General features: G+C 49.7%; 18 protein-coding genes and 1 pseudogene. 9 read left to right on the top strand and 10 right to left on the bottom strand.

What is annotated here, in order from left to right; genetic code table 11:
* Window positions 1-11 precede the first annotated feature (11 nt).
* Both ACI955_RS13835 and ACI955_RS13830 read right to left on the bottom strand, forming a co-directional pair.
* Window positions 12-1247, bottom strand: a complete 1236-nt coding sequence (locus ACI955_RS13835; RefSeq protein ID WP_415244331.1) for a thiolase family protein — start codon at window positions 1245-1247, stop codon at window positions 12-14.
* Window positions 1248-1262: 15 nt separating this feature from the next.
* A complete protein-coding gene (locus ACI955_RS13830; RefSeq protein ID WP_415244330.1) occupies window positions 1263-2591 on the bottom strand; it encodes an acyl-CoA dehydrogenase family protein in 1329 nt (442 codons plus the stop codon).
* A gap of 149 nt (window positions 2592-2740) precedes the next feature.
* Here ACI955_RS13830 and ACI955_RS13825 point away from each other — a divergent pair, with 149 nt between their 5' ends.
* Complete coding sequence (locus ACI955_RS13825) at window positions 2741-3826, top strand: AraC family transcriptional regulator (protein ID WP_415244329.1); 1086 nt, start codon at window positions 2741-2743, stop codon at window positions 3824-3826.
* Here ACI955_RS13825 and ACI955_RS13820 read toward each other — a convergent pair.
* Complete coding sequence (locus ACI955_RS13820; protein ID WP_415244328.1) at window positions 3754-4770, bottom strand: AraC family transcriptional regulator; 1017 nt, start codon at window positions 4768-4770, stop codon at window positions 3754-3756. The two genes, ACI955_RS13825 and ACI955_RS13820, sit on opposite strands and share 73 nt — an antisense overlap.
* Window positions 4771-4937: 167 nt before the next feature.
* On the opposite strand from ACI955_RS13820, the gene ACI955_RS13815 reads away from it, so the two are divergent.
* On the top strand, window positions 4938-6053 hold the full coding sequence (locus tag ACI955_RS13815; protein WP_415244327.1) for a saccharopine dehydrogenase family protein: 1116 nt from the start codon (window positions 4938-4940) through the stop codon (window positions 6051-6053).
* 101 nt (window positions 6054-6154) lie between these two features.
* Here ACI955_RS13815 and ACI955_RS13810 read toward each other — a convergent pair whose 3' ends face one another.
* On the bottom strand, window positions 6155-6538 hold the full coding sequence (locus ACI955_RS13810) for a hypothetical protein (RefSeq protein ID WP_415244326.1): 384 nt from the start codon (window positions 6536-6538) through the stop codon (window positions 6155-6157).
* 567 nt (window positions 6539-7105) lie between these two features.
* Here ACI955_RS13810 and ACI955_RS13805 point away from each other — a divergent pair.
* Window positions 7106-8701, top strand: coding sequence for an ABC-F family ATPase (locus ACI955_RS13805; RefSeq protein WP_415244325.1), 1596 nt, complete (start codon window positions 7106-7108; stop codon window positions 8699-8701).
* Between the two features lie 48 nt (window positions 8702-8749).
* On the opposite strand, the gene ACI955_RS13800 is transcribed toward ACI955_RS13805, so the two are convergent.
* The 6 genes from ACI955_RS13800 to ACI955_RS13775 form a co-directional block, all read right to left on the bottom strand.
* A complete protein-coding gene (locus ACI955_RS13800) occupies window positions 8750-8947 on the bottom strand; it encodes a hypothetical protein (protein WP_415244324.1) in 198 nt (65 codons plus the stop codon).
* Window positions 8948-9237: 290 nt separating this feature from the next.
* Entirely contained in the window at window positions 9238-11700 is a 2463-nt protein-coding gene (locus ACI955_RS13795; protein ID WP_415244323.1) for a hypothetical protein, read from the bottom strand.
* Window positions 11701-11974: 274 nt separating this feature from the next.
* Entirely contained in the window at window positions 11975-12877 is a 903-nt protein-coding gene (locus ACI955_RS13790; RefSeq protein ID WP_415244322.1) for an FAD:protein FMN transferase, read from the bottom strand.
* Between the two features lie 76 nt (window positions 12878-12953).
* Entirely contained in the window at window positions 12954-14153 is a 1200-nt protein-coding gene (locus ACI955_RS13785; protein WP_415244321.1) for a DUF3570 domain-containing protein, read from the bottom strand.
* A gap of 11 nt (window positions 14154-14164) precedes the next feature.
* Window positions 14165-14377: a DUF4266 domain-containing protein gene (locus ACI955_RS13780; RefSeq protein WP_415244320.1), complete on the bottom strand. Its 213-nt coding sequence runs from the start codon at window positions 14375-14377 to the stop codon at window positions 14165-14167.
* Between the two features lies 1 nt (window position 14378).
* On the bottom strand, window positions 14379-14882 hold the full coding sequence (locus tag ACI955_RS13775) for a TlpA disulfide reductase family protein (RefSeq protein ID WP_415244319.1): 504 nt from the start codon (window positions 14880-14882) through the stop codon (window positions 14379-14381).
* 737 nt (window positions 14883-15619) lie between these two features.
* Here ACI955_RS13775 and ACI955_RS13770 point away from each other — a divergent pair.
* The 6 genes and pseudogenes from ACI955_RS13770 to ACI955_RS13745 all read left to right on the top strand — a co-directional run.
* Entirely contained in the window at window positions 15620-18262 is a 2643-nt protein-coding gene (locus ACI955_RS13770) for a cyclic nucleotide-binding domain-containing protein (protein WP_415244318.1), read from the top strand.
* A gap of 61 nt (window positions 18263-18323) precedes the next feature.
* Window positions 18324-19214 carry a hypothetical protein gene (locus ACI955_RS13765; protein WP_415244317.1) on the top strand — a complete coding sequence of 297 codons (891 nt, stop codon included), beginning with the start codon at window positions 18324-18326 and terminating at the stop codon, window positions 19212-19214.
* Window positions 19215-19218: 4 nt separating this feature from the next.
* Window positions 19219-20940: an FHA domain-containing protein gene (locus tag ACI955_RS13760; protein WP_415244316.1), complete on the top strand. Its 1722-nt coding sequence runs from the start codon at window positions 19219-19221 to the stop codon at window positions 20938-20940.
* Window positions 20937-22931, top strand: a complete 1995-nt coding sequence (locus tag ACI955_RS13755) for a heme-binding protein (protein ID WP_415244315.1) — start codon at window positions 20937-20939, stop codon at window positions 22929-22931. The genes ACI955_RS13760 and ACI955_RS13755 overlap by 4 nt, the downstream gene beginning before the upstream one ends.
* A gap of 169 nt (window positions 22932-23100) precedes the next feature.
* A complete protein-coding gene (locus ACI955_RS13750; protein WP_415244314.1) occupies window positions 23101-24726 on the top strand; it encodes a hypothetical protein in 1626 nt (541 codons plus the stop codon).
* A pseudogene (locus tag ACI955_RS13745) lies at window positions 24707-26732 on the top strand (hypothetical protein); the annotation flags it as partial. The gene ACI955_RS13750 and the pseudogene ACI955_RS13745, both read left to right, overlap by 20 nt.

Here is a 26732-nt window from a genome sequence, read left to right as displayed (position 1 = left end):
CCGCTCCCCTATTATTCTTTTGTTAAAATACTCAGCACCAGCGCAGCGGCATCTGTGCCGATATAACCGCCACCATTTTCAGCAAGCGCAACCCTAGCACCACTTACTTGGCGCGCCCCCGCCTCCCCGCGCAGTTGCATAACCAACTCCACTATCTGCGCCGCGCCGGTAGCGCCTATCGGATGCCCTTTTCTCATAAGACCGCCAGAGGTATTAACTGGCACCCTGCCACCAAGTGACGACGCACCGCTTTCCACATACTCACCACCGGCGCCGGCTTCACACAAACCCAAATATTCGTAGTATTTTATTTCTGAAATAGCAGATGCATCGTGAAGCTCGATACAATTAAGATCTCGAGGCCCCAAACTAGCATGCTCGTAAAGCTCTGAAACCGCACTGGACACCATAGGTAGCTCACCCTCCTCGACATCCCAACCGCTATGCAGACTAGATGCGTTGACTCGGATGCAACGTTTTTTACCTATTTTATTCGCAAAGCGATCACTGACAACGACGACTGCCGCAGCCCCATCGCCGATGGGGGCGCACATAGGCAAGGTAAGCGGAGTGACAATTTCCCTCGCGGAGAGCACCTCGGCAATCGTGACAATACTACGAAATTGAGATTTTGGATTTAAACTACCGTGAACGGAGTTTTTCGCAGAAACGGCCGCCAATTGTCTTTGTGTTGTGCCGTAGCGATGCATGTGTTCGCGGGCCCAGGTCGCATAAATATCAATAAATATTGATCGACTACTGCCAGCCCCCGACATATCTAAAGACTGACCGATAGCGTCGTTTCGCGCTTTTAAGCGCGCCTTGATTGCATCCGTTTGAGTAACATCGATAGCCCCAGTAAAGACCGAGAATGTTTTATTTTTATCTTCGTGATAAAGCTTTTCATAACCACACACCAACACCACATCATAGACACCTAAAGTCACCATAGTGCACGCTTGCTGAAATGCGGTTGCCGACGTTGCGCAAGCATTTTCAATGTTAATGACGGGAATCTTACCTATACCCATGCTTCGCAATGCAACTTGGCCAGACACACACACCTGGCCAGTGATGACACTAGCCGCAGCATTACCCATGTAAGCTGCATTGAGATCCCCCTTGCTGATACCCGCATCTTTTAATGCATCCGCAATGGACGCACACGCCAATTCATTAAGGGTTTTATCTATAGCGTTGCCAAACGGTGTCATCCCAACACCGGCAACGTAAGCGACTTGCCTCACGGTTATACCCTCTTATTAAAATTTGTCGCTATCGATGAGGTAGCTACCGCCTTTGAGAGCGAGCACCTCGTTGCATCCATCTTCAATTAGCGAAGCCCTGGCGTCTCTCAGCATTTTTTCTAGAGGATATTCTTTGGTCAGACCATTACCGCCAAAGATTTGCAAAGCGTCGCTGGTGACTTCATATGAGTGCTGTGTGCCCGTCGTTTTTGAGAACATCGCAGCGCACAAAGAGGGCGTGCCCAGCTCGGGATCATTATTAAAATTTAATCCACGACGAGTAAGAGACCGTGATATCTCGACCTTTCTAAACATGTGAAACAAACGACTGCGCACTGACTGATGATGGATGATTGGGACCCCGCCAGCGATTCTTTGGTGAGCATAGTCTAGCGCCAAATCTGCGGCAGCCTGCGCCAGGCCGGTAAACGTCGCCCCCATCAAGGCATTAGCCTCGGCGTGAATACAATATATGGCGCGCTGATAATCTTCAGGTCCGGCAAGTAAGTACTTACGTGGGATACGCACATTGTCGAAAAATATTTCACCTTGATTTAGCGCACGCTGGCCAAGCTTATCTAGCGGTTTACCACGGCTTATACCTGGAAGGTCCATTGGAAAAACTAAAGCGCAACCTTCAGTGGCGGAAGCTCCACTACCGGAATCTGCAGCACAGTAAATAATGCAAACGTCTGCAATAACACCATTAGATACCCATGCTGACTTTTGTCCATGCAAGACAATGTCGTCTCCAGTTAAGTCAGCTACCAGATTAGGCCGACCATATGAGCTGCCCGGATAGACAACACTACGACTTGGATCGAGCATATCGGAGCCGTGGTCTGGCTCAGTGATACCCCAACAACCCAACATCGAATCGGGAAATTCCTCGAGTAGATCTGTACGACCAAACTTTGCGCAAAGCCACTGGGGCAGGATTCCCGCGCCAACTGATATCGCAAGACCCGCATCTCCATAACCTAGCTCTTCAAACAAAATCGAAAATAGCAGTGCGGCTTCCTGCGGCTCCATCTCACCGAGCGCTTCGATAGTTACGCCCAGCTCCAAATATTTTTCTCGAAACTCCCAAAACGGAGAATCTTTCGCAATGGCCTCTTCTGGCGTCATACGATCTAGTTTTATGCCAATAGGTCTGGCGACATTTAGCGCAAAATTACGGAGAGTTTGCTGAAAATCGGCAATATGTTCAGGCAAGCTGGCTTCGGCACCAGATAGGGTGAACTTCCCTCGCGGGCTTGCATCCCAAGAATATATCGGCGCGTCCAAATTTCTGTCATCCACGGCTGATTGCACGTTAATTTCTTTGGCTGTTTGAGTAGACATGTCCTCACCTCGATTTTTATGTTTTTTATCAAATCTCTAGATTTAGGTAACCATACTAGCGAGGTGAATTGAAAAGTTAGATGTTTACAGAGGACAATATGATTGTTAATTTACGACAGCTTACAAAAACACAATAAGAGAGCCCGTTCATGGAGCTAAGGTCGTCATTAAGCACGCCTCCTGCCAGGCACCTGAGTTATGGGCTCAATCCGCTGATTTCCTTACTCAAAGAATACAAATTAGATCCTGCGCCTATGCTAGCTGCGGCAGGTATACCGCCACAGGCACTTGAAGATCCAAGCTATGAATTAACACCCCATCAGGAGTTAAGCTTCACTACCGAAGTTATTCGCAGCATTGATGTTCCTGAAATAGGCCTAATTGTAGGAAGACGCTACCATCTATCGGCCTACGGACTACTCGGCCTAGCTATTATGACCAGTGAGAACCTGCTGGCAGGTATGAGTGTTCTGTACAAGAATATTTTGATGACATGGACTTACATGCTCTGGAACACCACTGTGCGCGGAGATCGGGCCTATGTCAGTCTTGAAGCACTTAGAGATCTCGGCGGAAGCCAACAATATATGATTGATAGAGGTCTAATTGCTTCGCACACAATTTTTAAGGAAGCACTCGGGCAGGAACTTCCCGTGCTTGAAGTGCACCTTAAACAAGCAAGGCCCAGTTATTCAGAGGTGTATAAGGAGTATTTTAACTGCCCTGTACACTTTGATTCTGGAGAGAACTACTACGCCTTTGAGAGTAAGCTGCTATATAAGCCACTCGCCCAATCGGAACCAGAGACAGCAAGAATATACGGCAGTCAATGCGAGAAGATCTGCATAAAATTAGCAAAAAATAGCACTTTTTCAGATATTATCCGCAATCAGATTTTGTCGTCACCCAGAGAGATATTTACGCTAGAAACAGTGGCTAACCGTATTAATATGACCGCGCGTACTGTGCAGCGCAAACTAAGCGCCGAGAATAGCAGCTACAAAGAAATTCTCGAAGACGTGCGCCAGAATCTCGCCATCGAATATTTGCAAAGTACTAAGTTTACAATTGAGGAAATCGCAGTAAGACTGGGGTACTCGGATTCATCGAGTTTTTGTCATGCCTATAAACGCTGGACGGGGGTCAATCCCAGTAATCTACGTCAACGAGACGCTACGGCGAAGGTCGCGCGGAATTCTGTTGGTGCAAGTCCTGCCCAACGCCGAAAAGCATGAGAGAAATGAGCGGCGTCACTATAGCCTAGTAATATCGATATTTGATCTACGCTGATGTTTGTAGAACACAAATACTCCCGCGACAATTGAAAGCGTAAATCATCTAGTATTTTTTGATAACCAATCCCATGAGCCGTCAATTTTCGTCTTAATGTTCGACCAGACATATTTAATTTGATGGCTAACTCGTCAATAGTGGGAAAATACCCGGGCCGCAGGAGTATCAACTCTCGCACCTCATACTCAATATTATATTCTTCGCTTAATCTTGCTTTCAATCGCTCGCATCGATCGATGCACAAACTGGCAGTATCACTATCGCATTGCAAGATCGGGGTTTTTAATAGATCAGCAGAAAAACTAAGGGTGTTCTCTGGCGCACTGAAAATCACAGGGCACTGAAAATATTTCTCATACTCAGAAATTGATGTTTGCGGCGCACTGCATAGGCTAGCCGAGCACAAGCGAAAATTATCTCCCATCAACCCGCGCAGAATCATCAAGGTGGCAATCATCTCGCGCTCATTAAGCATGGCAGAGTCATCTGCGCAGTAATCATTTGAACCCATAGACATCACAACGTTATCGCCGCGAAAGGACATGCTGTGATCGTAAAATGCAAAACTCAGCTCGACAAACTCATACGCGAGTTTTAAAGCGTCCATCACCGTCGCGGCACTCATTAGCGCATAGCCATATATACCAAACAAAGTTAAGGGATAGCATGCTCCCACCTTAAGTCCGACAGCGGGATCAGCACTCGCCTTGCGCAAATTTCTAAGAAACATCAACTCCTGACTTAAACTGACATGCTGCTCTGGGGTATTAAGGATAGACAGTGATAGGCCAGTACCGGTTAATGCCTGACCAACCGACACACCGTCTTCTCGCAATCGTGCCAAAGGGGAAAGGATAGTTTTTGCAGAGTGATACTTTGGTTTCATGAAAACTCATTTTTATTTAAAGCTAGCACCGGTGTCCGATTTTCGCAAGTGAATGTCCGTATTTCGCATTCTTAGTTCCAGATGCTTTCGATACCTTGAGTCATCACTATTTAAAGGTGGTCACCACTTAAAATAATTTTTATAAATTACAGTATCGGAGTATTACTATGTCTAACTCACCGCGCATACTCATCTATGGTGCAAGCGGCTACACAGGAAAATTAGTCGCCGAGTGCTTGGCACGAAGAAATATGCCCTTTTATTTTGCGGGCAGAAACAAATCGAAACTAGAAGCGTCCTTAGCCATTGTTGAGGAGCGACTTGGCCGCAAAGCACCAGCTACAATCGCGCAAGCGGCCAACACTCGCGAAGAACTGCTGCCCTTGCTCGACAAAGTAGAAGTCGTCATCAATGTTGCCGGGCCATTTATGCAACTCGCGTGGCCAATAGTGGAGACCTGCCTGGAAACCAATTGTCACTACCTAGACACTACTGGCGAGCAGGACTTTGTTATTGCGGTCCGCGACCAATACGGCAAAGCCTTCGCAGAAAGAAACCTACTACTGAGTCCGGCCAATAGTTATATGTGGTGCGCTGGCGCGCTGGCTGCCGAAGTCGTCCTTGAAACCAACGGCGTCGACAGCCTAGACCTAAGCTACCAAGTCAATGATGCCCTGCCCTCGCAAGCGTCAACAAAATCATTCTTGCGCATGGTTAATAATTCCCAGTACCTCCTCAAGAACAATGAAATGGTCGAGTGGCAGGGTGATCGTCATTTCACCATTAGCCTTCCACATATGTCCCAACCCGCGCTTGCGCTGCCCTGGAGTGGCGGCTGCGAACCGGTCTGGTATGAGCACGATGACCGGGTTATGAACTGCAAGGTACTTACTGCCTTCGGTGACGAAATCATTGAAAACGTCGTTGCGCTGATCCACCGTTTCAACAAAGAGTCACTTGGCATGAATCAGGAGCAGAAAGAAATGCTGACCAACCAGTTTGGCGATGAAATGACACCCGAAGAGCCACCAAAAGACAGCCCCGATATTCACCGGACGGTGATCACCTGTATTGGTCAGGGCCGTCAGGTCACCACAGTTTTGTCGCTGTCATTAAACGCCCCCTATACTTTTACCGGCGAAATCTGCACCGAGGCAGCAGAGCGATTATTAAATGGCGAGCTTAAAGCAGTTGGCTTTCAGTCAGCCGCCGGCGCATTTGGTCATCGGGAGCTTATCGAGAAGTTTCACAAGCTGGGATACATGAATAATCCTTGGCAATAGGCTATTACAATACAGGGTTAGCTTAGCGCCCCAACCCTGTAGTTTGGACATTCAAATCCGTCAGACTATCAAGATCACGCAAAGTCTGCGCGCCCAAAACACTACTCGCTGGCCCGCCATACCATTGCAAAGAAGATCGCAAAAATAAGATCAGCCACCACCAGAATACCAAACCCGATAGGCGCGTTAAACAGCGCTATATCTATCCAAGCGATAGTAAAAACCACCACCTTTCCTAAGCATCCCATCCATACAATATCTTTATGTAGCATAGGATTGGTCGAGATAACCCAATAACCGATACCAAATACCAACACCAAACCACCAAACTGGTGGAGCCAGGGAATGGCTTCGCTAGTTAGAGCATCACTCATCATCAAAATTTTAAACAGCAGCTCCGGTGCAAACAAAAGACCAAAGGCTGCCACGAAATTAAAAATTGCGGAGAACTGGAAGAATCTCCGCCATACCTGACTATTTTTCATTAAGATCAGACCTCGTCACGTTCTTGTTATTTTCACTAATTAGATCATTCAAAGCGCGACCATTAGTAAGCGCCCATGCCCCAACATTAAAATTACTGCAGTAGCTCCTAATCCCACAGCATTTTTAGCAGTTCGCTTTTTATGGTTTTACTATCAGTCCATAAACTACGCTGGCGCGCAGAAATGGAAAATAGGCGTGCGCGACGACTTTGCTGTTAATCGACGACAGATCTCAGCAATCAACACGGTAACGTTGGGATGAACACACCAAAAAATGACCACGCTGAATGCCCAGTTATCTCCGACAAGCAGCAACGGGCCTAAGTCGGCTCAAGTATTTCACCCTGATTACCCGCCCACTCTCGCAAAAAGACTATCGTTTTATCCAGCGACAAGGTATTTGCGACGCATCAATAAGGTGCAATGGAGCGCGAGATACTCAAATGGGTACAATTCCCCAAATCCCCGCCGACAATCGACCTGAGAGCCATAAACCCGTATAATACGCGCCCCGCAAGTAGTCCACATTTCGCTATTTCCATTTCATCACTCATTGGGTATACAACATTGATTTCCGCCGCAAATATCACCATGCAGTTTGGTGCCAAGCCGCTTTTTGAAAACATCTCCGTCAAATTTGGGGGAGGTAATCGCTACGGCCTTATCGGCGCAAACGGCAGCGGCAAAACTACCTTCATGAAGATCCTGGATGGCAGCCTAAACCCCAGCGCAGGCAATGTGTCTACCGATCCCAATGTGCGGGTCGGCAAGTTGCACCAAGACCAGTTCGCCTTTGAAAAATACTCAGTGATCGACACCGTGATCATGGGCCACACCGAACTGTGGAAACTAAAGGAGGAGCGCGAGCGCATTTATTCACTGCCGGAAATGTCTGAAGAAGACGGCATGAAGGTTGCGGATCTAGAAACTCAGTTTATGGAATTGGACGGTTATAGCGCCGAGAGCCGTGCGGGCGAGATCTTACTTGGTGCGGGCATTGAACTAGCACTGCACTCTGGTCCAATGAGCGGAGTGGCGCCGGGTTGGAAACTAAGGGTATTACTAGCTCAGGCTTTGTTTTCTGACCCAGATCTTTTGCTGCTCGACGAGCCGACCAACAACTTGGATATCAACACCATTCACTGGTTGGAAGGTGTGCTCAATGACCGCAAGAGCACCATGGTCATTATTTCTCACGATCGTCACTTCTTAAACGAAGTGTGTACTCACATGGCCGACATCGACTACGGCGAGCTGCGCGTTTACCCCGGTAACTACGACGACTTTATGATGGCAGCCACGGCAGCTCGAGAGCGTATGCAGTCACAGAATGCCAAGAAGACCGCGCAAATTGCCGACTTACAAGCCTTCGTTAGTCGCTTTTCCGCCAACGCATCTAAAGCCAAGCAGGCCACCTCTCGCGCCAAGAAGATTGATAAGATTCAGCTGGATGAGATTAAGGCGTCCAGTCGCCAGTCACCGTATATTCGCTTTAAACAAGACAAAAAACTCCACCGCCAAGCCCTGATACTAGAAAATATCGGTCACGGTTTTGACGAAGTTCTGTTTAAAGACGGCAGTATGATTATCGACGCCGGCACTCGCTTGGCCGTATTAGGTGAAAACGGCGCCGGTAAAACCACATTTTTGCGCTGTTTAATGAATGACTTGAGCACCAAAGAAGGCGTTGTTAAGTGGTCAGAAAATGCCACCCTCGGCTACTGCCCGCAGGACAGCACCGGCGATTTCGATAATAACCTCAATCTATTCGATTGGATGAGCCAGTGGCGCAAACCCGAGCATGACGATCAAATAGTACGCGCCACCCTAGGCCGTCTGCTATTTTCATCTGACGACTTTAATAAGCGCGCTACTGTATGCTCCGGTGGTGAAAAAAACCGCTTGTTATTCGGCAAGCTAATGATGCAAGACACCAACGTCTTGATCATGGATGAGCCCACCAACCACTTGGATATGGAAGCAATCGAGGCATTAAACCTGGCGCTGGAGCATTACGACGGCACCCTAATATTTGCCAGCCATGACCGCGAGTTTGTGTCGTCATTAGCCACCCGTGTTATCGAAATAAAAGGTCAGGAACTGGTTGATTTCCAGGGTAACTACGATGAATTCCTGTCTCATCGCGAGGCACTGAGTAGGTAGCCCACAGGACTTGGACTCGGCCGGTATATCTGTACCGGCCACCCCCTGCTACGACACCCCCTGTTGAGTAACAATCCGCGCAACAGCGCCAGTGCAATGTCGCTCATACCCAATAGACTTACTAATGTCGCCAACCTCAAGTAGTTCTGCAACGACGCCCAAGACGCAGCTATTAAAGCTAGTAACGGATTCCTTGCGCGCCTGCACCCTAGAACTGCCGAGCCTCCTAGATATTGCAATTAGCATCCGCGTTGCCATCAGCCAAACCGACCTCAAAATTGATGACCTTGTAAATCTGATCCACCAAAACCCCGGCCTTAGCACCTACCTACTGAAGGTCTCCCACAGCGTTCACTAAAGCCACAGCAGCGCGTTAATCCCTGAGCATTGCCTTTGAAGCAAGAACAAAAAAACCCCTTAGTTGATCGCTAAGTGGCTTTTTACTTTTCAACTTTTAAACCGCCGCACTATTTTAAATAATTCCATCACCCACCAAAGCGCACTGTCATTATGCAGCCCCCGCTTTTGCAGACCCCTTAAAGCGTTTTCAAGTATTCAATAATGGCTATGCGCTCAGCGTCATTTAACACGTCGCTAAACACATGTCCGCCATTGCCTTGGCTAAACATAGCGGTGTTATAAATTTTTCGGCTCTCCACTTCTTGATTGCTCAATATTGGCGGGTTGGTAATATTCCACGCCATTAAAATATTGGCAAACAGCGCATTTAGCGGTATCTGCAAAATTGTGTCGACCAGGGGATCAAGCGGCGTGCAATCTAAATATGGCAGGCTGATATCCCCACCACAATCTAACTCTTCGTAATCCCAACCCACGTTGTGCTGATCGTAGGCACGGGCAAAATTATAATCAAAGCCCATCACCACTTGGTCCTGCTGGTCGGCCCGAGCTGGACTAGACACTCTGCGCCAAATTGCTGGACGTGCCGATGAATCCAACACCGCTGCAACATTTGGTACAGAGCCATTATGCAAATAAGGTGCAGTTGCCCAAACGCCGTAAAGTGGCGGCGCGACATATCCTTTGGGGCGACCATTGCGTAATGATTCCATATTCTGAACGCGGCAATCCTGAGCGGTATTTGCGGTTTCGGGATAGCCCACAAAGGTTTCAGACAAACCTTGGTTCGTGCCTTCGTTGAAGGTATCTAAACGAACACGGTCAGTAGCAATAATATCGATGGGGGTTATATAACTAGCCATCCCCTCTAAAGCAGGGCTAGCCAAATAGCTTGTGTCATTTACATAGCGTGGCGAGTAAGCGCCATGGCACCCCGCGCAGCTGCCATTGCCCTCAGCCGGTTGCTGCACAGGATTATTGACGTTTGTAGCCCACAGGTTTTTAGTATGAAACAACACGGCGCCCTGCTTGGCCAAGGGCTCATCAATCGCTCCAGGATACTCGGGTGATTTCTGCGCCATAATCCAGTGGTCGCCGTACTGCACATTGTCACTCATCCATTGATCGACACGCTCCATATCGAAAATACCGGGCGCCTCGCCGTCGATCAGCGGGTTTTTATCAAGCAATGGATAATAGAGTGCGAAATCTACCCGCACGGCGTCGCCAGAGAACATCGCATCAACAAACTTTACCGGCCTATGCCCCACATTCCACCACGCGGGCGTATCTCCGGTAGCCGTCGAACCATTATTAAGAATCTGTCCAAAGGAGATTGGATCTGGGTTTTCAAAACTCCCAAGCAATGCCAGCACATTGGCAAACTGCGCATTGTTAGTACCGCGAACTCGGCCACCAAAACCAGCGCGATCAATCAGTAAGGTTCCCACACCACCCAAAGCGCCAAAATCGCGCGCGGAGGTACTGGCATCCAGCAAGCCTCCACCGGCACCATAGTGGTATTCAATCCCATCAGCGGTTTCCACCGGCGTGCTGTGGCAGCCTTGGCAGTTGGCCGCGATATAGCCGCTGTATGTACCGTCATTATTACGTGTTTGCGTTAAACCTTGGGGTAGAGTGCCAGAACCTCCATTGGTTAAATTTGGATTCTCGCCCTGCAAGGGATAGGGGTTGCGAGGCGCGTCTGGGGCGCTCAAAACTGGACCAAAACCGTGGCGCTCCGCCACTAGTTGATCGAAATTATCTGGCCGACCTGGCAGCCCCCAAAGCAACCACATCATACTATATTGATCAGCACTCACCGCCGCCAGACCGTGGGGCTGCTGACCGGCAAAAGTAGTGGCCGTGCCCTGCTGGCCATTGCCTTCCATAATCGGTACACCCTTTGCATAGCTTGCGCGCAATTGCCCACAGGTTTCAGGGTGAGGTTTTTCGCCCACTAACTCAGGATCAATATGGCAATCTTTCCAAAAAGCATTAAAGGCCACTGCTTTGCCATTGCTTATGCCCGGCTGAACCATCGAACGGGGATCGGGGGGTAGCAAGGCACTGTCGGGGCGCGGATTGCCACTGTTATCAGCACCACAGTAATCAAACCAAAGGTGACCACCGCGAGCGCTGCCCAGCAAGGGCTCTAAGTCGGGTGCTGGATCACTACCACCGCCACTCAAGCTGCAGGTATTCGGACTAGCCCAACAAGCCAGCAAAGTTCTCATCGCCTCATACGACTGACCGCCCACCGGCCACGGCTTACCGCCGCTGTGCGGTTCGCTGGGATCACTGGGTTCAATTATCAGCGGGCTAGTTTCCACGCCGCCACCGAGGGTCTGCCATGAGGCGCGCAACAAACGGTAATCATCTGCGGCATTGCTAGACAGCATTAAGCCGTCGCCGTCGGTGGTGTCTGCCACCCCGCCGGGAATATGGCAGGTGCGACAAAACTCCAACGAGGTTTGCAAACGGCTTTGAAAAAACTCTTCGGCTGAACCGCTATTACCCGCGCTAGGTGCGCCGCCGCTGCCGCCCTGAGGAATGCCGCTACTGTTTCCGCCACCGCAAGCGGCAAGGGATAACAGCCCAGATATAAGTAAACTATTTGCTAAACAAATGTGGCGCATCCTGCACTCCTAAGGCCCCAATCACCGACAAAGCGGTTAAAAATGGAGCGAACTGGCTTTATTTTATAATTCAGTATGCGCCACACAACAATCGTACATATTGGTAAGTCGTGCCATGCATTATCCGGCCAAGCCAAGGCAATTCAATATCTGCCTATGGTTACCGGGCTTTGCGGTATTTAATAATCGTCTTGGCGCTGAATACTGTGTTGAGCTTGGAGAAAAATCACCCCTTTGAAAGTAAACGCACAAACCAAAAGAAAAAATATTAACACTAATCCTTAGGTACTAAATCGCCCCCCAACATCCCCGCTTGATCAATCCACAAATGCGGCAAGCCCATCTCTTTCAGCCACGCTGGTGCGCCATTCTCACCCTGCAACATAGCAACGGTAGCGGCGGTGCCTGCAAGTAAACACAGTGGTGCGACAACGGTGACACCCGCCATCGGTTGGTCTACGGGTCTACCAGTACGGGGGTTGAGAATATGGCTGTAACGTTTACCGTCAATCACCATAAAGCGCTGGTAGTCGCCACTACTGGCGAGGCCGCCGGACTTTAGCGGTATTACCGCCACGGCCACGTCTGGGTCACGGGGATTGCGAATTCCGATTTGCCAGGCGCTGCCGTCGGGGTGCGGGCCAATCACACGTATATCGCCACCCAATTCCACTAGGCCGCAGCTGATGCCGTTTTCTTCGCACATAGTTGCGGCGCGGTCGGCGGCGTATTCTTTGCCAAAGCCGCCAAAGTCCAACTCCATGCCCTGCTGCAAAGAAATAGTGGGTGCATCCCAATGCACTTTATTCCAACCCACACGCTTTAAGCAGAATGCGACGGCGGCGGGGCTCGGTAATTGACCGAGCTTAAAATTCCAAACTTCGCGCAATACGCCGGAGCTAATGTCAAAAAACCCGCCGCTTTCCTCAAATGCGGTGGTGGCATAATTAATTAAGGCGCTGGTTTCTTCGTCTACAGCAATAGGATCGCCGCCAGCGGCGGCATTTATTCTGCCGACTACGCTGTCTTCGCGGTAACGGGAGTAAGTTTGTTCAATGCGGATAACTTCAGCTTTTGCGGCATCAGCAGCACAGTCTGCCAGCGCCTGCGACTCAGCGTATAACCGCAGTTCGCAGGGGCTGGCCATTGCAGTGAAAGGGTAGTGGTAAAGCCGCACGCGGTGATTCTCCGTTAGTATTTAAGGAGCATGCCAGCGCAAAGACATCGCTCATTAATTAGGTGACGCCTCAGGTTTAAAGCCGCCAGTTAAGTCCCACAGAAAAAATATTAAATTCTACCAAGGCAGGGTTTTCTACATCGACGGAATCTAAAGAATAATCTGCACTGGCCTCGTAACTTTCCCACTCGGCGTGTAAATCCAAACTTTGCCAGCGCTTTTCTAGGCGCAGTTTTACGCTGATAGCCCCATAGGGCGACAGCCGATAATCCGCCGAGCCAAAACCATCGCTGCGCGCCGAAAAGAAATACGGCGCATAGAAAAACGCCTGGGTTTGGGTGTAATAACGCAGCGACGGGGTGAACACCCAGCCGCCCGGCAGGTTTTGATACCACGCCGCTTCCAGCGTACTTGAAGCTATCTCCCAGTCGTCTTCAAAATAGCGGTAATCAAAATGCAGCGCCGCTTTTAAGTCCGGGAAAAAATGCCGCAATCTAGCCTGCGCGACAAACTGATTGCGATCGTCGGGGCGACTGTCGTTGATGGTAGTGGCTTGATCGTCTATCCATACTTTTTTGTAGGGGTCGGATAAAAATCCCCGCTGCAAACCGTAACTAATACTGGCTTGCACCACGGTGGTTTTACTTAAGATTTGCGACAGCCCCACAAAGGCGGTGCTGCTATCTCGGGTGGCGCGTTTAATACGGTCCGGCAAGTTGGACCCGTCGGTCGGCTCCAACTCGTCGTCGCTATAGCCTAAGCCAGCGGTAAACGTGAGCTGGGTATCGGGTATTTCATAGAGGGCTTCCACCCCCGTGTTCACGGCAAAATAGTCTTTCTCGTCCGATACGCCGGCGATGAAAGAAATCACAGTTTTGTCGTTCAATAAATGATTAACCGTTGCCTGCAGGTCTTTGCGCTCTTCATGAATCGTGGCACCGCTCATTACCTGCACCGGCCCATCTTGTCCCGGTAAAATAAACCACGGTGACGCGCCACTCATAGTTTCATACATAAATTCAATGCTGGCATCGGTTTTCTCACCCACCGGCAATTGCGCCCGCACTTGGTGGCTGTCTATTTCATATCGTTCGATTGAACCGCCAGCCAATTTACTGCTGTCTAAATCTGCTTCTCGGTAGCTTGAAGCCTTGTACTGGACAACTGTTTCCGTCAACACCGAGGCCGCCTGCACCGACGCGCTCATGCCGGGAATAGCCAGCGCAGCGCTGGTTAATGCGGTAAGAGCGCGTTTATTATTTGTCTTCTGACTCATAACATCGCCCTTTAATTACAACCACAGCCGCCGCCACCAACGGAGGCACCGCCATTACTGGCTTCTTTACTAAAATGCACGTGGTTGCGATAGGAGCTACCCAGTGTATCGGGATCCCATGCCATCTCTGGGCGTGCCAGATAATCGCGCTCCCAAGCCGCTACTGGCTCGATCGCGCAAGCGCTAAGCATCGCCAATGGCATCAGTATTACTAACACGCGCATATCAGGATTCCTCTTCCAGCAATGTCAGCACTTCCTTGCGAATAAGGTCCTCGTCACCCAGACGAAAGCCCTCGTGTATGCGACGTACCTTGCCCTGCTTATCAATTAAAAACGCCGTGGGCATACCTTTAACGCCAAAGGCGGCAGGCAAGCTTCCGTTCTCACCAAGAAGTACCGGATAAGACACCGGGTAGGCTTTAAGGAAGTCCTTGGCATCCTGACTATAGGCGTCAACATTAATAGCCAGCACCATAAAGCCGCGATTACTTAGTTGCCGGTACAGCCTGTCGAGACTCGGCAAGGATTGACGACAGGAACCACACCAAGACGCCCAAAAATCGATGTAAACCACCTGCCCGGCATAATCCGCGAGACTGTATTTTTGCTTATCATTCAGCGCGGCGAGACTAAAATCTGGTGCCTTTTCGGCAAGCGTCAACGCCGCCACACTAGTGGCAGGCAACAGCATACAAAATGTAAAAATGAGCGTTCGAAAATCAAACATAGTGTTTCGTTTCTTTATTATAATTTTATTTTCAGCTTAACAGCTCACGGCGCTGACTCAAGTGTTCTCACAATTCGGCCACCATAGTGGTCGGCAGCCCATTATATGCGTTTTTGGATGTCCGCAGATTATCTGCGGACATCCATAGAAAGTGTAACTTCAAATATGGCTCAAGCAGACGCTTGAGCCATCTCAGGATCTTGCTCGGCTGCGTTCATTGCACCGGCAGCTCGAAACCATCTTCACGGAATAGCTTCAGGCTGACATCGGCCACCTCGGCGCTATAGATCCTGCCATGACCTCCCTCAATTTCGGCCAGCGCCTTCTCAATGCCCCTCGCGGCTCGTTAGGGGCGATGCCATCGACTCGATAACATCCGCGACGACCAAAATCCGCGCCCCCAGCAGAATCTATTCGCCCTTAAGCCCGTGTGGATAATCGCTGTCACCCACCCTTTCGTGGTGCTGATGAAACATTTCAGCGACCGCTATTAATAGCCTAAGGAATTAAATCAAACTCACTCACTAAATTAACACATCAGCCTCTAAGAAAATTTAAAGTAAAACCACTAAGCTCTGCTAAGCTATCTTTACAACATAGCAGTGAACAATCCATAGCACAGAGCGGTAAACTGCCGACATAGCTAACCATATGATTTACACTCTTCGACTTTAATAGGTCTATATCAAAAATATAAAAATATCTACGAAGCACCGCAGGCACTGTGCCTAACAAGCTTGAAAGGTAATAAAAATGCTGCAACAGACGTGATGGAACACTTTGATATCGCCATTATCGGTGCCGGTCCTGCCGGACTTAGTGCAGCAGCCAAGGCCGCCGAATATGATCTCGACATACGCGCAGCCAATGCCGAGCACCAGCCCTCACACATACTCATTGAAGGCTCGCCGCTACACGCCAACACCATACAACGCTACCAAAAAGGTAAGCATGTTATGGACGAGCCCGGCTATTTAGACCTACGCAGCCCCTTAGAATTTACCGCAAGTAAAAGAGAGCACATTCTCGGTTCATGGGAACAAGGCATTAGTGATACGGGAATTAATTTCCGCCCCGATTGCGAAGTCATCAAAATTTCTAAATCAGCTGAGCATTTTGAAATTTGCTGCGCCGATGGCAGCACTATTTCTGCCAATAATATTGTCCTCGCGATTGGCACTCAGGGCAACCCTCGGCGCTTAGGCATCGACGGAGACAATACCCACTTTGTGCAATACCAACTCGATGACCCGGATGACTACCACAACGAAGACATTATTGTGGTCGGTGCCGGTGATGCCGCCATCGAAAATGCCTTGGCTCTGGCCAAACACAACCGCGTCGTTATTATTAACCGTAAAAGCGAATTTACTCGCGCCAAACAGGGCAATTTAGATAATGTCCTAGAAGCCATTAACGATCGCAATATGGACTTCTCTTGCCGCTACGACGCCTCGGTGAAGTCGCTCAGTATTCCCGAGCACGGTGCCGCCGGCACGGTCATTCTCAATACCGCAAGAGGCGATGAAACATTGCCCTGCCATCGCATTATCGCTCGACTTGGCTCAATTCCACCGCGGAAATTTGTCGAAAATTGTGGTATCAGTCTTCCCAACGATGACCCAGAAGCCATTCCCGAACTAGATGGCCAATACCAATCAAATGTTAAAGGTCTGTATATTATCGGCGCGCTGGCTGGCTACCCACTAATTAAACAGGGCATGAACCAAGGCTTTGATGTTATCGAATACATTAAAGGCAATCCTGTTAAGCCGGTAGACCACCCATTACTCGCGCTGAAGTTTGCCTTGCTACCCTATGTCGCTGACGTGGATGATATTCTGGCCCTGTATCAGCAGCGGGTACCGATGTTTTCGCGAATGAATGCACTGGCATTTCGCGAGCTCATTATGGAAAGTAATATTAGCTACTGCGTTGCTGACGACCAACAGCTTAGCAAGCTACAACGCCAAGGTGTCGAGGTGAGCCAACAGCGCCGGAGCGATGTCGAGTTAGCTCGTAGCGCCGATATCCAGCGCCGAAAATCCGCAGGTCTGGCGACCAAGCACCTCGGCCCTATCAGCCAGCCAATTATTACCATGGTCGCCAAAAGCGGCGACTTTATCTATCGCCACAATGACTACAGTAATACCTTCTTCACCATTATTGAAGGTCAGGTCACACTCAGCTCGGCCGAGGGCAGCGACACCACGCTTGGAGCGGGTCAGTTTTTCGGCGAAATGAGTCTACTCTCTGGTCGACCTCGAATCGGCAACGCGGTTGCCAGTAACGACACTATTCTTATAGAGACGCCGCGGCGCACAATGGCAAAACTAATGGCGGCTAACGACGAAGTTGCCAAAGGGATAGAAACCGTATTTTTACAGCGCACCCTGCAACAATTCTTTACTCCTAAGGACAGCTATGTCGAGCTTCGAGATATCGCAAAAAGCGTTACCACCTCGGACTTTAATACTGGCAAACACATTTATAAAGAAGGCGACGGCGGAGAACATCTCTATTTAATACGCAGCGGCACAATTGCGCTTAGCCGTTTAGAAAACGGCCGAGAGATCGCCATCGGACAATTGCATTCAGGACAAATATTTGGACAAATGGCATTGATGGGCGATGCCACTCGTCGCGAGTCAGCCTATGCTGCAGTTCGCTCTGAAGTCATAAAGATTAGCCGGCAACCCTTTTTAGCACTCCTTAAAAAATCACCGGAGTCCATCTCCAAATTACAAACTGAAACCTCGAAGCAATTAAAGTCTACGGCAGAAATGGCCGCACTTCCCGAACAAGCCTCTCTAATGTCGTTTCTACTAGCGCAGGGAACTGGCGAAGGCACCAACGTTTTACTTATCGATGAAAACCTTTGTATCGGATGCGACAACTGCGAAACAGCATGTGCCGAAACCCACAAAGGCATTAGCCGCCTAGACCGAAAAGCGGGCGTACGTTTTGCCAACATTAATCTTCCCATTGCCTGCAGACACTGCGAACAACCCCATTGTATGAAGGAGTGTCCGCCAAACGCGATTCATCGCGAAAGCAGCGGCGAAGTCTATATCAATGACACCTGTATTGGCTGCGGGAACTGTGAAACCAATTGCCCCTACAATGTTATTAAAATGAGCTATCAGCTCCCAGAGAAGCCACCATTTCTAAGCTGGTTATTTGGCGGCGCCGGGCCCGGTCCGGGTGAAGATAAAAATGCCACGCCCAGTAATGCTGCAAAAGAAATAGGTAAAAAAGCCGTAAAGTGCGACGCTTGCGTGGACAGACCAGCAGGGCCAGCTTGCGTTCAATACTGCCCCACCGGCGCAGCGCAACGTATGGGCCCCGCAGACTTTATTAACGTATTAAACCTTCGCTGATCCGCGAGCTGAAAAGTCACCAAAAAGTATTTCCGAAAATAATACTTTATGAGAAAAATAAATGTACGTAAATATTCTTAACTATGCTCGGCGACGCTATTTTTGGTGGGCAGCGATTTTGCTGTTGGCCAGTAGCGGCCTGTATTTGAGCCAAGCCCAGACGCTGCCACCAAATGGCGGCAGCTGGCAGGGCTATGTATTGGGCAGCATTGGTATGCTGCTTATTATATGGCTCTCCTGTTTGGGCATACGTAAACGAAGCTACAATAGTAAAAATGCCAACCTCCAGTCTTGGGTTTCAGCACACATCTATTTGGGTGTCAGCTTAGTTGGTGTCGCAACATTACACTGCGCTTTTCAATTTGGTCTAAATGTGCACACTTTCGCCTATGTGCTTATGTGCGCTGTCATTGTTAGCGGCTTGATCGGCCTCTATGCCTATCTGCGCTACCCTCGTCTTTTAGTAGAAAATCGTGCCAATCAAGCCTTTGAACAGCGCCTTGAGTCACTAGCCAAAATAAATAAAAACGCACTACTCCTCGCAGAAAGTTGTGACGCCGATATTCAAGACGTGATTTCCAGTGCAATTGATCGTACGGCTATTGGTGGCAATTTGATAACGCAGTTTTTGGGGCGAGACAAATCTAGCGTTGCCATGCCAGTAATGGGTAATTCGCTCGGTCAGTCTAAAATGCAGAGCAACCAAGGGCAGCAAATCGCAATCAATTTTTTGGTAGCAAAGATCCCCAATACCCAAAAATTCGGGGAAGCCGAGCGCTTGCAAAAGCTGCTTTATATTCTCGGCCGCCGACAAGAAATACTGCGCCGCCTGCGCCGCGAACTCAGCCTGCAACTGCGAACGAAACTTTGGTTAAGTGTACACATCCCCTTAAGTATCGCCTTATTGGTTTCTTTATTTATCCATATTTTCACTGTCTTTTTTTACTGGTAAAGCCATGCTTATTCTCATACGAAAAACACGGCTTAAAAACGATAAGGTCATTGATCAAAGTGATAGTGAGCTACAAACAAACCGTATTCATGTCGGTAGCGGCAACCACTGTGACATCCAATTATTTGGCGACCATATTGCCACCGACCACTGTGAATTAATTATTGGCGATGATGGCCATCTTAAAATAGCTTGTCGGGCCAATGCCGAGATAAGCGTTGACGGCAAGAAGCATAAGAGTATCACCCTTGAAGTAGGTGACTGGTTTGAGATTGGCCCACATAGACTTTCCCTAAGCCCCACCCTACCCGGCTTCGATGCAGCTATAGATGTGCGCATTGACGCGAACAGCCAAGCCTCAATACAGACCCGCTACGAACATGAGCTCCGTTTTAAACTACCGAGTAGCCGTCTATGGAGTTATATACTTAGCCTGCTGATATTATTCATTGCTTTAATTTTTCCATTATTGAATTACTTGCAACCGGATACCGCGCAAACCTTGCAGAGCTTTGGCGCGCCAACAGATCAGATCTGGTCCTCTGGCCCGCTATCGAGTCCTCATCATTTATCCGGACTGGTAGAAAACTGCAATAGTTGTCATACCAAAGGCTTTGAAAAGGTTGATGCCGCCACCTGTCTTAGCTGCCACAGCGACAGCCATAGCCACTTCCCTGCCAAGCACCCTTTCAGCGGCGACATCAATAATTGTCAAACCTGCCATAAAGAGCATAACGAACCCGAAATGCTTATTGTGCAAGATAATAATCACTGTATCGACTGCCACAAAGCCCCCGTGAACAAGGTGGACTTCAGCGGCAAAACGATTGGCGAAGTGCCCGCGAGTATTCGCTTTACTGCCAAGCAACACCCAGAATTTCATCCCACTTTATTACAGGCAGAGGCAGGAATATGGGCATTCAAAAAAGCCATGTCATTACAGAATATAAAAGAAGAATCTAATCTTAAATTTGCCCATGACCTACATTTAAACAGTGACAAAGTAGGTAAAGAGATAATCGGAAGCGAGCATAAATCAGCGCTAATATGCGGTGACTGTCACGCACCCGCAGCGGACGGCGAACACTTTCTAGCTATTACCATGGAGAATAGTTGCGCCAGTTGCCACAGCCTAGATTTCGATGATGTCAATCCACAGCGTAATTTACCCCATGCCGCACCCGAGGTCGTCCGCACCTTTTTACAAGAGTTTTATATTAGCCAAGCAGCCCAACAGCGCTACGCTTTACCACAAGAATCAATACGTCGGGTTCCTGGGCGTGACAACAGCGCACGCTGCCAAAAGCAAGACCCCCTAGAATGCGGCGGCGCGTGGGCCAAGGAAGAAATGGATAGACTGTTTAGCAAAGGCGGCTGTGTAGATTGCCACGAGGTATATCGAGACCTCGCCGCCGCCAGCGACGAGCAATGGCAGCTTAAAAAAGTGAAATTAAACACCGACTGGTTCCCCGCTGCCCGCTTTAGCCATGCCGCTCATCACATTATGGCGGCCGACAATATGGGCAAAGAAGGCTGCGCTAGCTGTCATAAAGCGTCATCGTCAAAACTGAGTAGCGACGTATTAATGCCAGAAATTGGTGTGTGCATGGATTGCCATGATGCAAGCGCGAAAAACACCATCGAACTACAATGTATTGATTGCCATGGTTTCCATAATTCGGCGTTTCCAACTATGTCAGCGCCCGAACTGAGGGCAGAAAAATGATGGTGCGCAGCCCCCGCATTCTTATCCTACTCGCGGTCCTCGCCTTAGTCGCATGCAAGGGCGATCGCCAACAGCAAGTTGCTGCCCAAGGCAGCAATGCCAACACCCAATGCGATGGTAGTTGCGCCAGTGCCAGCAGTTTTTTAAGCAGCAGTGATGTAGAAATAATCGTTCGCCAAGCCGTTGCGCAAGCGCGAGCGCTCAACGCTCCCGCTACCATCGCGGTAAGCGATCGCAGCGGCAATATACTCACTGTGTTTCGCATGGCTGAGGTCCTGGCCAATGGCGATCGCAAGCTGACGTTAATATCCAACTCAGACACCATCATCAGTGGCGGTCTAGAACGCCTCGAAATACCTATTTCTGCCACTGCAGGTGGTGACGCTCTGGCGGCAATGGCGAAGGCCATCACTGCGGCCTACTTATCCAGCGAAGGCAACGGCTTTAGTACCCGTGTCGCCAGCCAGATTGTGCAGGAGCATTTTAATCCCGGCGAATTCAATCAACCCAGCGGACCGCTATTTGGTGTGCAGTTCAGCCAGCTAGCCTGTTCTGATTTTGTATTAGATGCCAGCAACCCCGCAATACTGGTTGGCCCTAAGCGTTCACCGCTCGGGCTTTCCGCCGATCCCGGCGGCATTCCACTGTATAAATTTGGCACCCCAGTCGGCGGCATCGGAGTTATCTCAGACGATTTTATTTACGGTATCGACCGCAATATTAGCAATGTGGATTTTGATAGCGACGAAGTCATCGCCCTAGCCGGAAGTTTTGGTTTTGCTGTACCGGCCGATCGGCAGGCAAACCGCATTACGGTAGATGGCAAAACCCTACGTTTTGCCGATGTGGACTTCAATGCCACTGACCCCAGCGTGCAAAATGCGCCCAGCTTAGTCCTTAACACTGATGGTGATTTTGTCAGCGTAAAAGACTACTACGATGCCGCCGACGGCTACCGTGCAGGCCAAGCTTTTGGACAGGCGGGCTCAGGCATTCGCTCAGATAACAATCTGCGTTTCCCTAGTCGTGACGCCTTTGTATTTGTTGATGAAAATAACGCCGAGCGCTTCCCACCCATTGCGGGTTCTCAGCTCAGCGCTGCGGAAGTGCAAGAAATTATCAGCCAAGCCTTGGCCATCGCCAATCGCGCTAGAGCACAAATTCGCCAACCACTTGGCTCGGCCGCACGCGTTACCATTAGTATCGTCGACACCGACGGAACAGTATTAGGCATTGCCAGAAGCCGCGACGCGCCAGTTTTTGGCGCCGATGTGTCTCTACAAAAAGCCCGCACCGCGACATTTTTCTCGTCTAGCGATGCCGCCAGTTTCATTACTGCGCTACCCAACGCCCAGTATTTAACGAAAGACCTGGCTAAAGCGAACACCATTGCGCTAGACGATTATGTGCAAAATATTATTGCTCTGACTGGCGACAGTACTGCCCTAAGCAATGGTATTGCCTTCGCCGATCGCTCGGGTGGAAATTTATCTCGGCCCCACTATCCAGATGGTATCGACGCCAACGGCCCCGGCCCTTTTAGCAAACCCGCCGGCGAGTGGAGTCCATTTTCAACAGGCCTACAGCTAGATCTAAGTTTTAACGGCATCGTTAGCCACCTCCTGTATCTGCTGGGCGGCGCCCAAGATGTTAGCAAGAACTGTGTTGGTTTGGCGTTTGCGGGCACCACCAGTTCGGCCGCACCGCGCCTCGCCAACGGTATCCAAATATTCCCTGGCAGTGTGCCAATCTACCGTGGCAATCAATTAATCGGTGGCATTGGTGTTTCAGGAGACGGTGTAGATCAAGACGATATGATTGCCTTTTTAGGCTTACATCAGGCAGGTGAAATCCTCGGCACAGTAAACAATGCGCCAACGGCCATAAGGGCCGATCAACTAAGCCCCGGCGGCCAGCGCTTGCGCTACATCAACTGTCCGCAAAGTCCGTTTAACAATAGTGATGAACAAAATGTTTGCGCTGGAAAATAAACAGATACGCGCAAAGCGCGCTTCATACCGGCGGCTGTCATCATGCCTAAGTGCCTTGCTTTGGCTTGCGGCGAGCGCTCCACTACTGGCGCAAACTGATACTAAAAAAACTCTGAGCGCGGTTGATTGCTCTAATGATATCAGTATCACAAAGCCTCGGGTCCCTGGCATGCTCATTAAGTGCGTAGCTAAAGAAGTCCGCAAGCCCCGCATTCCGGTTCCCAGCCTTAAGGATTACAGCCCCGCGATAGCCATTCCAGATCGCTGGCGCATCGTTGAATCGCTAGGCTATGAGAACAACTGGTACGATCCCTATAATCGCAACACCTTAAAAGCGGACACGCCAATTCACGATGATTGGTTTTTCAATTTAAGTATCATTGCCGATACTGTTTTTGAATATCGCGACGTCGCCACCCCCGTCGGTTTGCAATCCAGCGCCAACGCCGGAGACTTAGACTTATACGGCGGCAGTAAACAATCGCAATTCATCGAAAATCTAGCCGTTGAATTAGTGTATTACAAGGGCGACACCGTGTTTCGCCCGCCGGATTACGAATTTCGATTTACGCCAGTATTTAATTACAACGCCACCAAATTAGAAGAAATTCTGGGCGTGGATGTTAATCCTGCTGAAGGGCGTACTCGCTACCAAGATTTTGCCGGCGTACAAGCTGCATTTATCGATGTGCATTTACGCAATGTCTCTGACAATTACGACTTCGATAGTATTCGCTTTGGCATTCAACCCTTTAACGCTGATTTCCGTGGTTTTCTATTTCAAGAAAATCAATTAGGACTGCGACTTTTCGGCACGCGCAATAATAATATTATTCAATACAATCTGGCGTGGTTTAGGCGTTTAGAAAAAGATACCAACAGCGGTTTAAACAATATTGGAGAAACGCCGCGCAACGATGATATTTTTGTCGCCAATCTTTATTGGCAAGACCTATTCGTCCTTGGCCACACTAGCCAATTTACAGTCTTGTATAACCGCAACCGAGAAAAGGATTTTTTCTTTGACAAGAATGGCGTCATCCAACGCCCCGCATCGATAGGGGCAGAGCGTCCAAGACAGTACGATGTCGTCTATTTTGGTATGAATAGCGATGGCCACCTTGGCCGCCTCAATATCACCAGCGCCTTTTACTACGCCCTTGGCAAGCAAGAGAATGCGCCACTCAGCGATGCCGAGACCGATATTTCAGCCTACTTCGCCGCGGCGGAGCTGTCCTTCGACCAAGACTGGATACGCTGGCGCGCTTCGTTTTTATACGCTAGCGGTGACGATGATCCCTACGACGATATAGAAACCGGCTTCGATGCCATTGTCGAAAATCCGTTATTTGCCGGTGCCGATACCAGCTATTGGATACGCCAGGCGGTGCCGCTCATTGGCGGTGGCAAAGTGGCGCTGTCGAGTCGCAACGGCGTCTTAAATAATTTGCGCTCATCTAAAGAACATGGCCAATCCAATTTCACCAATCCTGGCACCGTGCTACTTGGCATTGGCGCTGATTTCGACGTGCTACCTGAGCTGCGTATCAGCCTCAATGCCAATCAAATTTGGTTCGACAACACCAGCAGTGTCGAGGTCGCTCGCCAGCAGGCAGGCATCTCAAAAGAGATCGGCCAAGATTTATCTATCGCGACTATTTATCGTCCCTTTATGAGTCAAAACATTGTGCTGCGACTTTCCTATGCAGTGCTATTACCCGGCGAAGCTTATCAACAACTATATTCAGACCACTCTCAACAATCGGTGCTTTTTAATGCAATCTTCACCTACTAAAACATCGTTCATTACACTACTGGCTTTATGCTGTTTGGCATTTTGTCAGCAGACAATGGCCTCGGGTGGTGAGACTGAAGTTGCACGGGTCTATCACACCGCACCGCCCGCCCCTGCATTTCAAACACTCACAGATGTCGAGCAAAAAAGTGCCGGTTGCGTCAGCTGTCACCGCCAAAGTGACAGCCATAATATGCACAGCAACCCGGCCATTAATTTAGGGTGCGTGGACTGCCATGGCGGCGACGCCACGATTAACTTTGCAAAAGATGCTCCTCTCGACCCGGCGCTAATGCTGCCATTACTGGAAAAAGCCCATGTCTTACCACGCTTTCCCGACAGCTGGCACTGGCCCAACTCCGCCAACCCCGAGCGCACCTATACCTTGCTTAACAAAGAGGCTCCGGAATATATCCGGTTTGTGAATCCCGGTGACTTTCGCGTGGCGAGCGAAGCCTGTGGCGCCTGCCATCAAAAGATTATTGAAGCCTCTACCCGCAGCCTACACGGCACCGGCGCCATGTTCTGGGCAGCGGCGGCTTACAATAACGGCATACTGCCCTACAAACGCTCTATTCTCGGTGAAGCCTACACCCGCGACGGCAAACCGGCATCGATAAAGGCCGCCATAAAACCCACTCCAGAGATGGCCGAGATGGGTATTCTTGACCAAATATTCCCCCTGCCAGCGTGGGAAACCGTCAAACCCGGCGATGTATTCCGCGTCTTTGAGCGCGGTGGTCGCAATATTGTAAATCTGTTTCCCGAAACCGGTATACCCAACGCACTTGGGCAACTTCAACGCCTAGAAGAACCCGGCAGACCTGATTTCAAACAGTCTAATCGCGGCCCCGGTACCGGCGGACGAATTTCTGTGCCGCTTATCAATATGACCAAGACCCGCCTCAACGATCCGCTATTTTGGTTTATGGGCACCAATGACCAGCCAGGCGATTATCGGAGCTCAGGCTGCACTGGCTGCCATGTGGTATATGCCAATGACCGCGAGCCATTACACTCAGGGCCCTATGCAGCTTTTGGCAATACCGGCAAAAGCCAGAGCATTGATCCGACCATAGATAAATCAGCGTCGGGCCACCCTATCGAACACCGCTTTACCCGCGCAATTCCAACCAGTCAGTGTATGGTCTGCCATATGCACCAGCCGAATATGTTCGTTAACTCTTTTTTGGGTTACACCATGTGGGACTACGAATCTGACGCCCCGCATATGTGGCCCAAAGAGCAGCAGTATCCCGACGCAGCCACCAAGCGCAAGATACTGGATCGAAATCCCGAAGGCGCGGCACCCAAAGGCAAATGGGCCGACGTCGATTTTCTTAAAGACGTATCCAAGCTCAACCCAGAATTAGACGACACCCAGTTCGCCGACTACCACGGTCACGGCTGGAATTTTCGCGCCGTATTTAAACGCGATCGCGACGGCAACTTACTCGACGGTAATAACAATATTGTCAGTGATAAAGACCCGGAAAAATTTGATAAAGCTGTGCACATGCGCTCGATTCATGCTGAAGTCGGCATGCACTGTGTAGATTGTCATTTCAACCAAGACAACCACGGCAATGGCCATATGTATGGTGAAGTTGCCGCAGCAGTAGAAATAAGCTGTGTGGATTGCCACGGCACAGCAAGCAAATACCCCAACTTACTGCCCTCTGGCCCCGCCAGCAATGCCAGCACCACCGATCTAAGCTTACTGCGCAATCCCGATGGTCGCCGCCGCTTTGAATGGGTAGATGGCAAGCTCATGCAACGCTCCATGCTCAACCCCGATCTTGAGTGGACACTGTCTCTGGTTAAAGATTCGGTGAATTCTCAACACGCTAGCTACAACCCCAAGGCCGCACGCGCGAAATTAATGTCTAAAGATCCCAAGACCCAACATTGGGGCAGCGATGTCGACCCAGATACGGCGGCGCATAATTTTGAAGAGGTGGAGTGCTACGCTTGTCACACCTCGTGGACCACGAGTTGTGGCGGCT

Source organism: Zhongshania sp. (assembly GCF_047636175.1).
Classification (GTDB): Bacteria; Pseudomonadota; Gammaproteobacteria; order Pseudomonadales; family Spongiibacteraceae; genus Spongiibacter.
The sequence above is the reverse complement of the archived record's forward strand: the minus strand, read 5'-3'. Positions and strand labels throughout refer to the sequence as shown.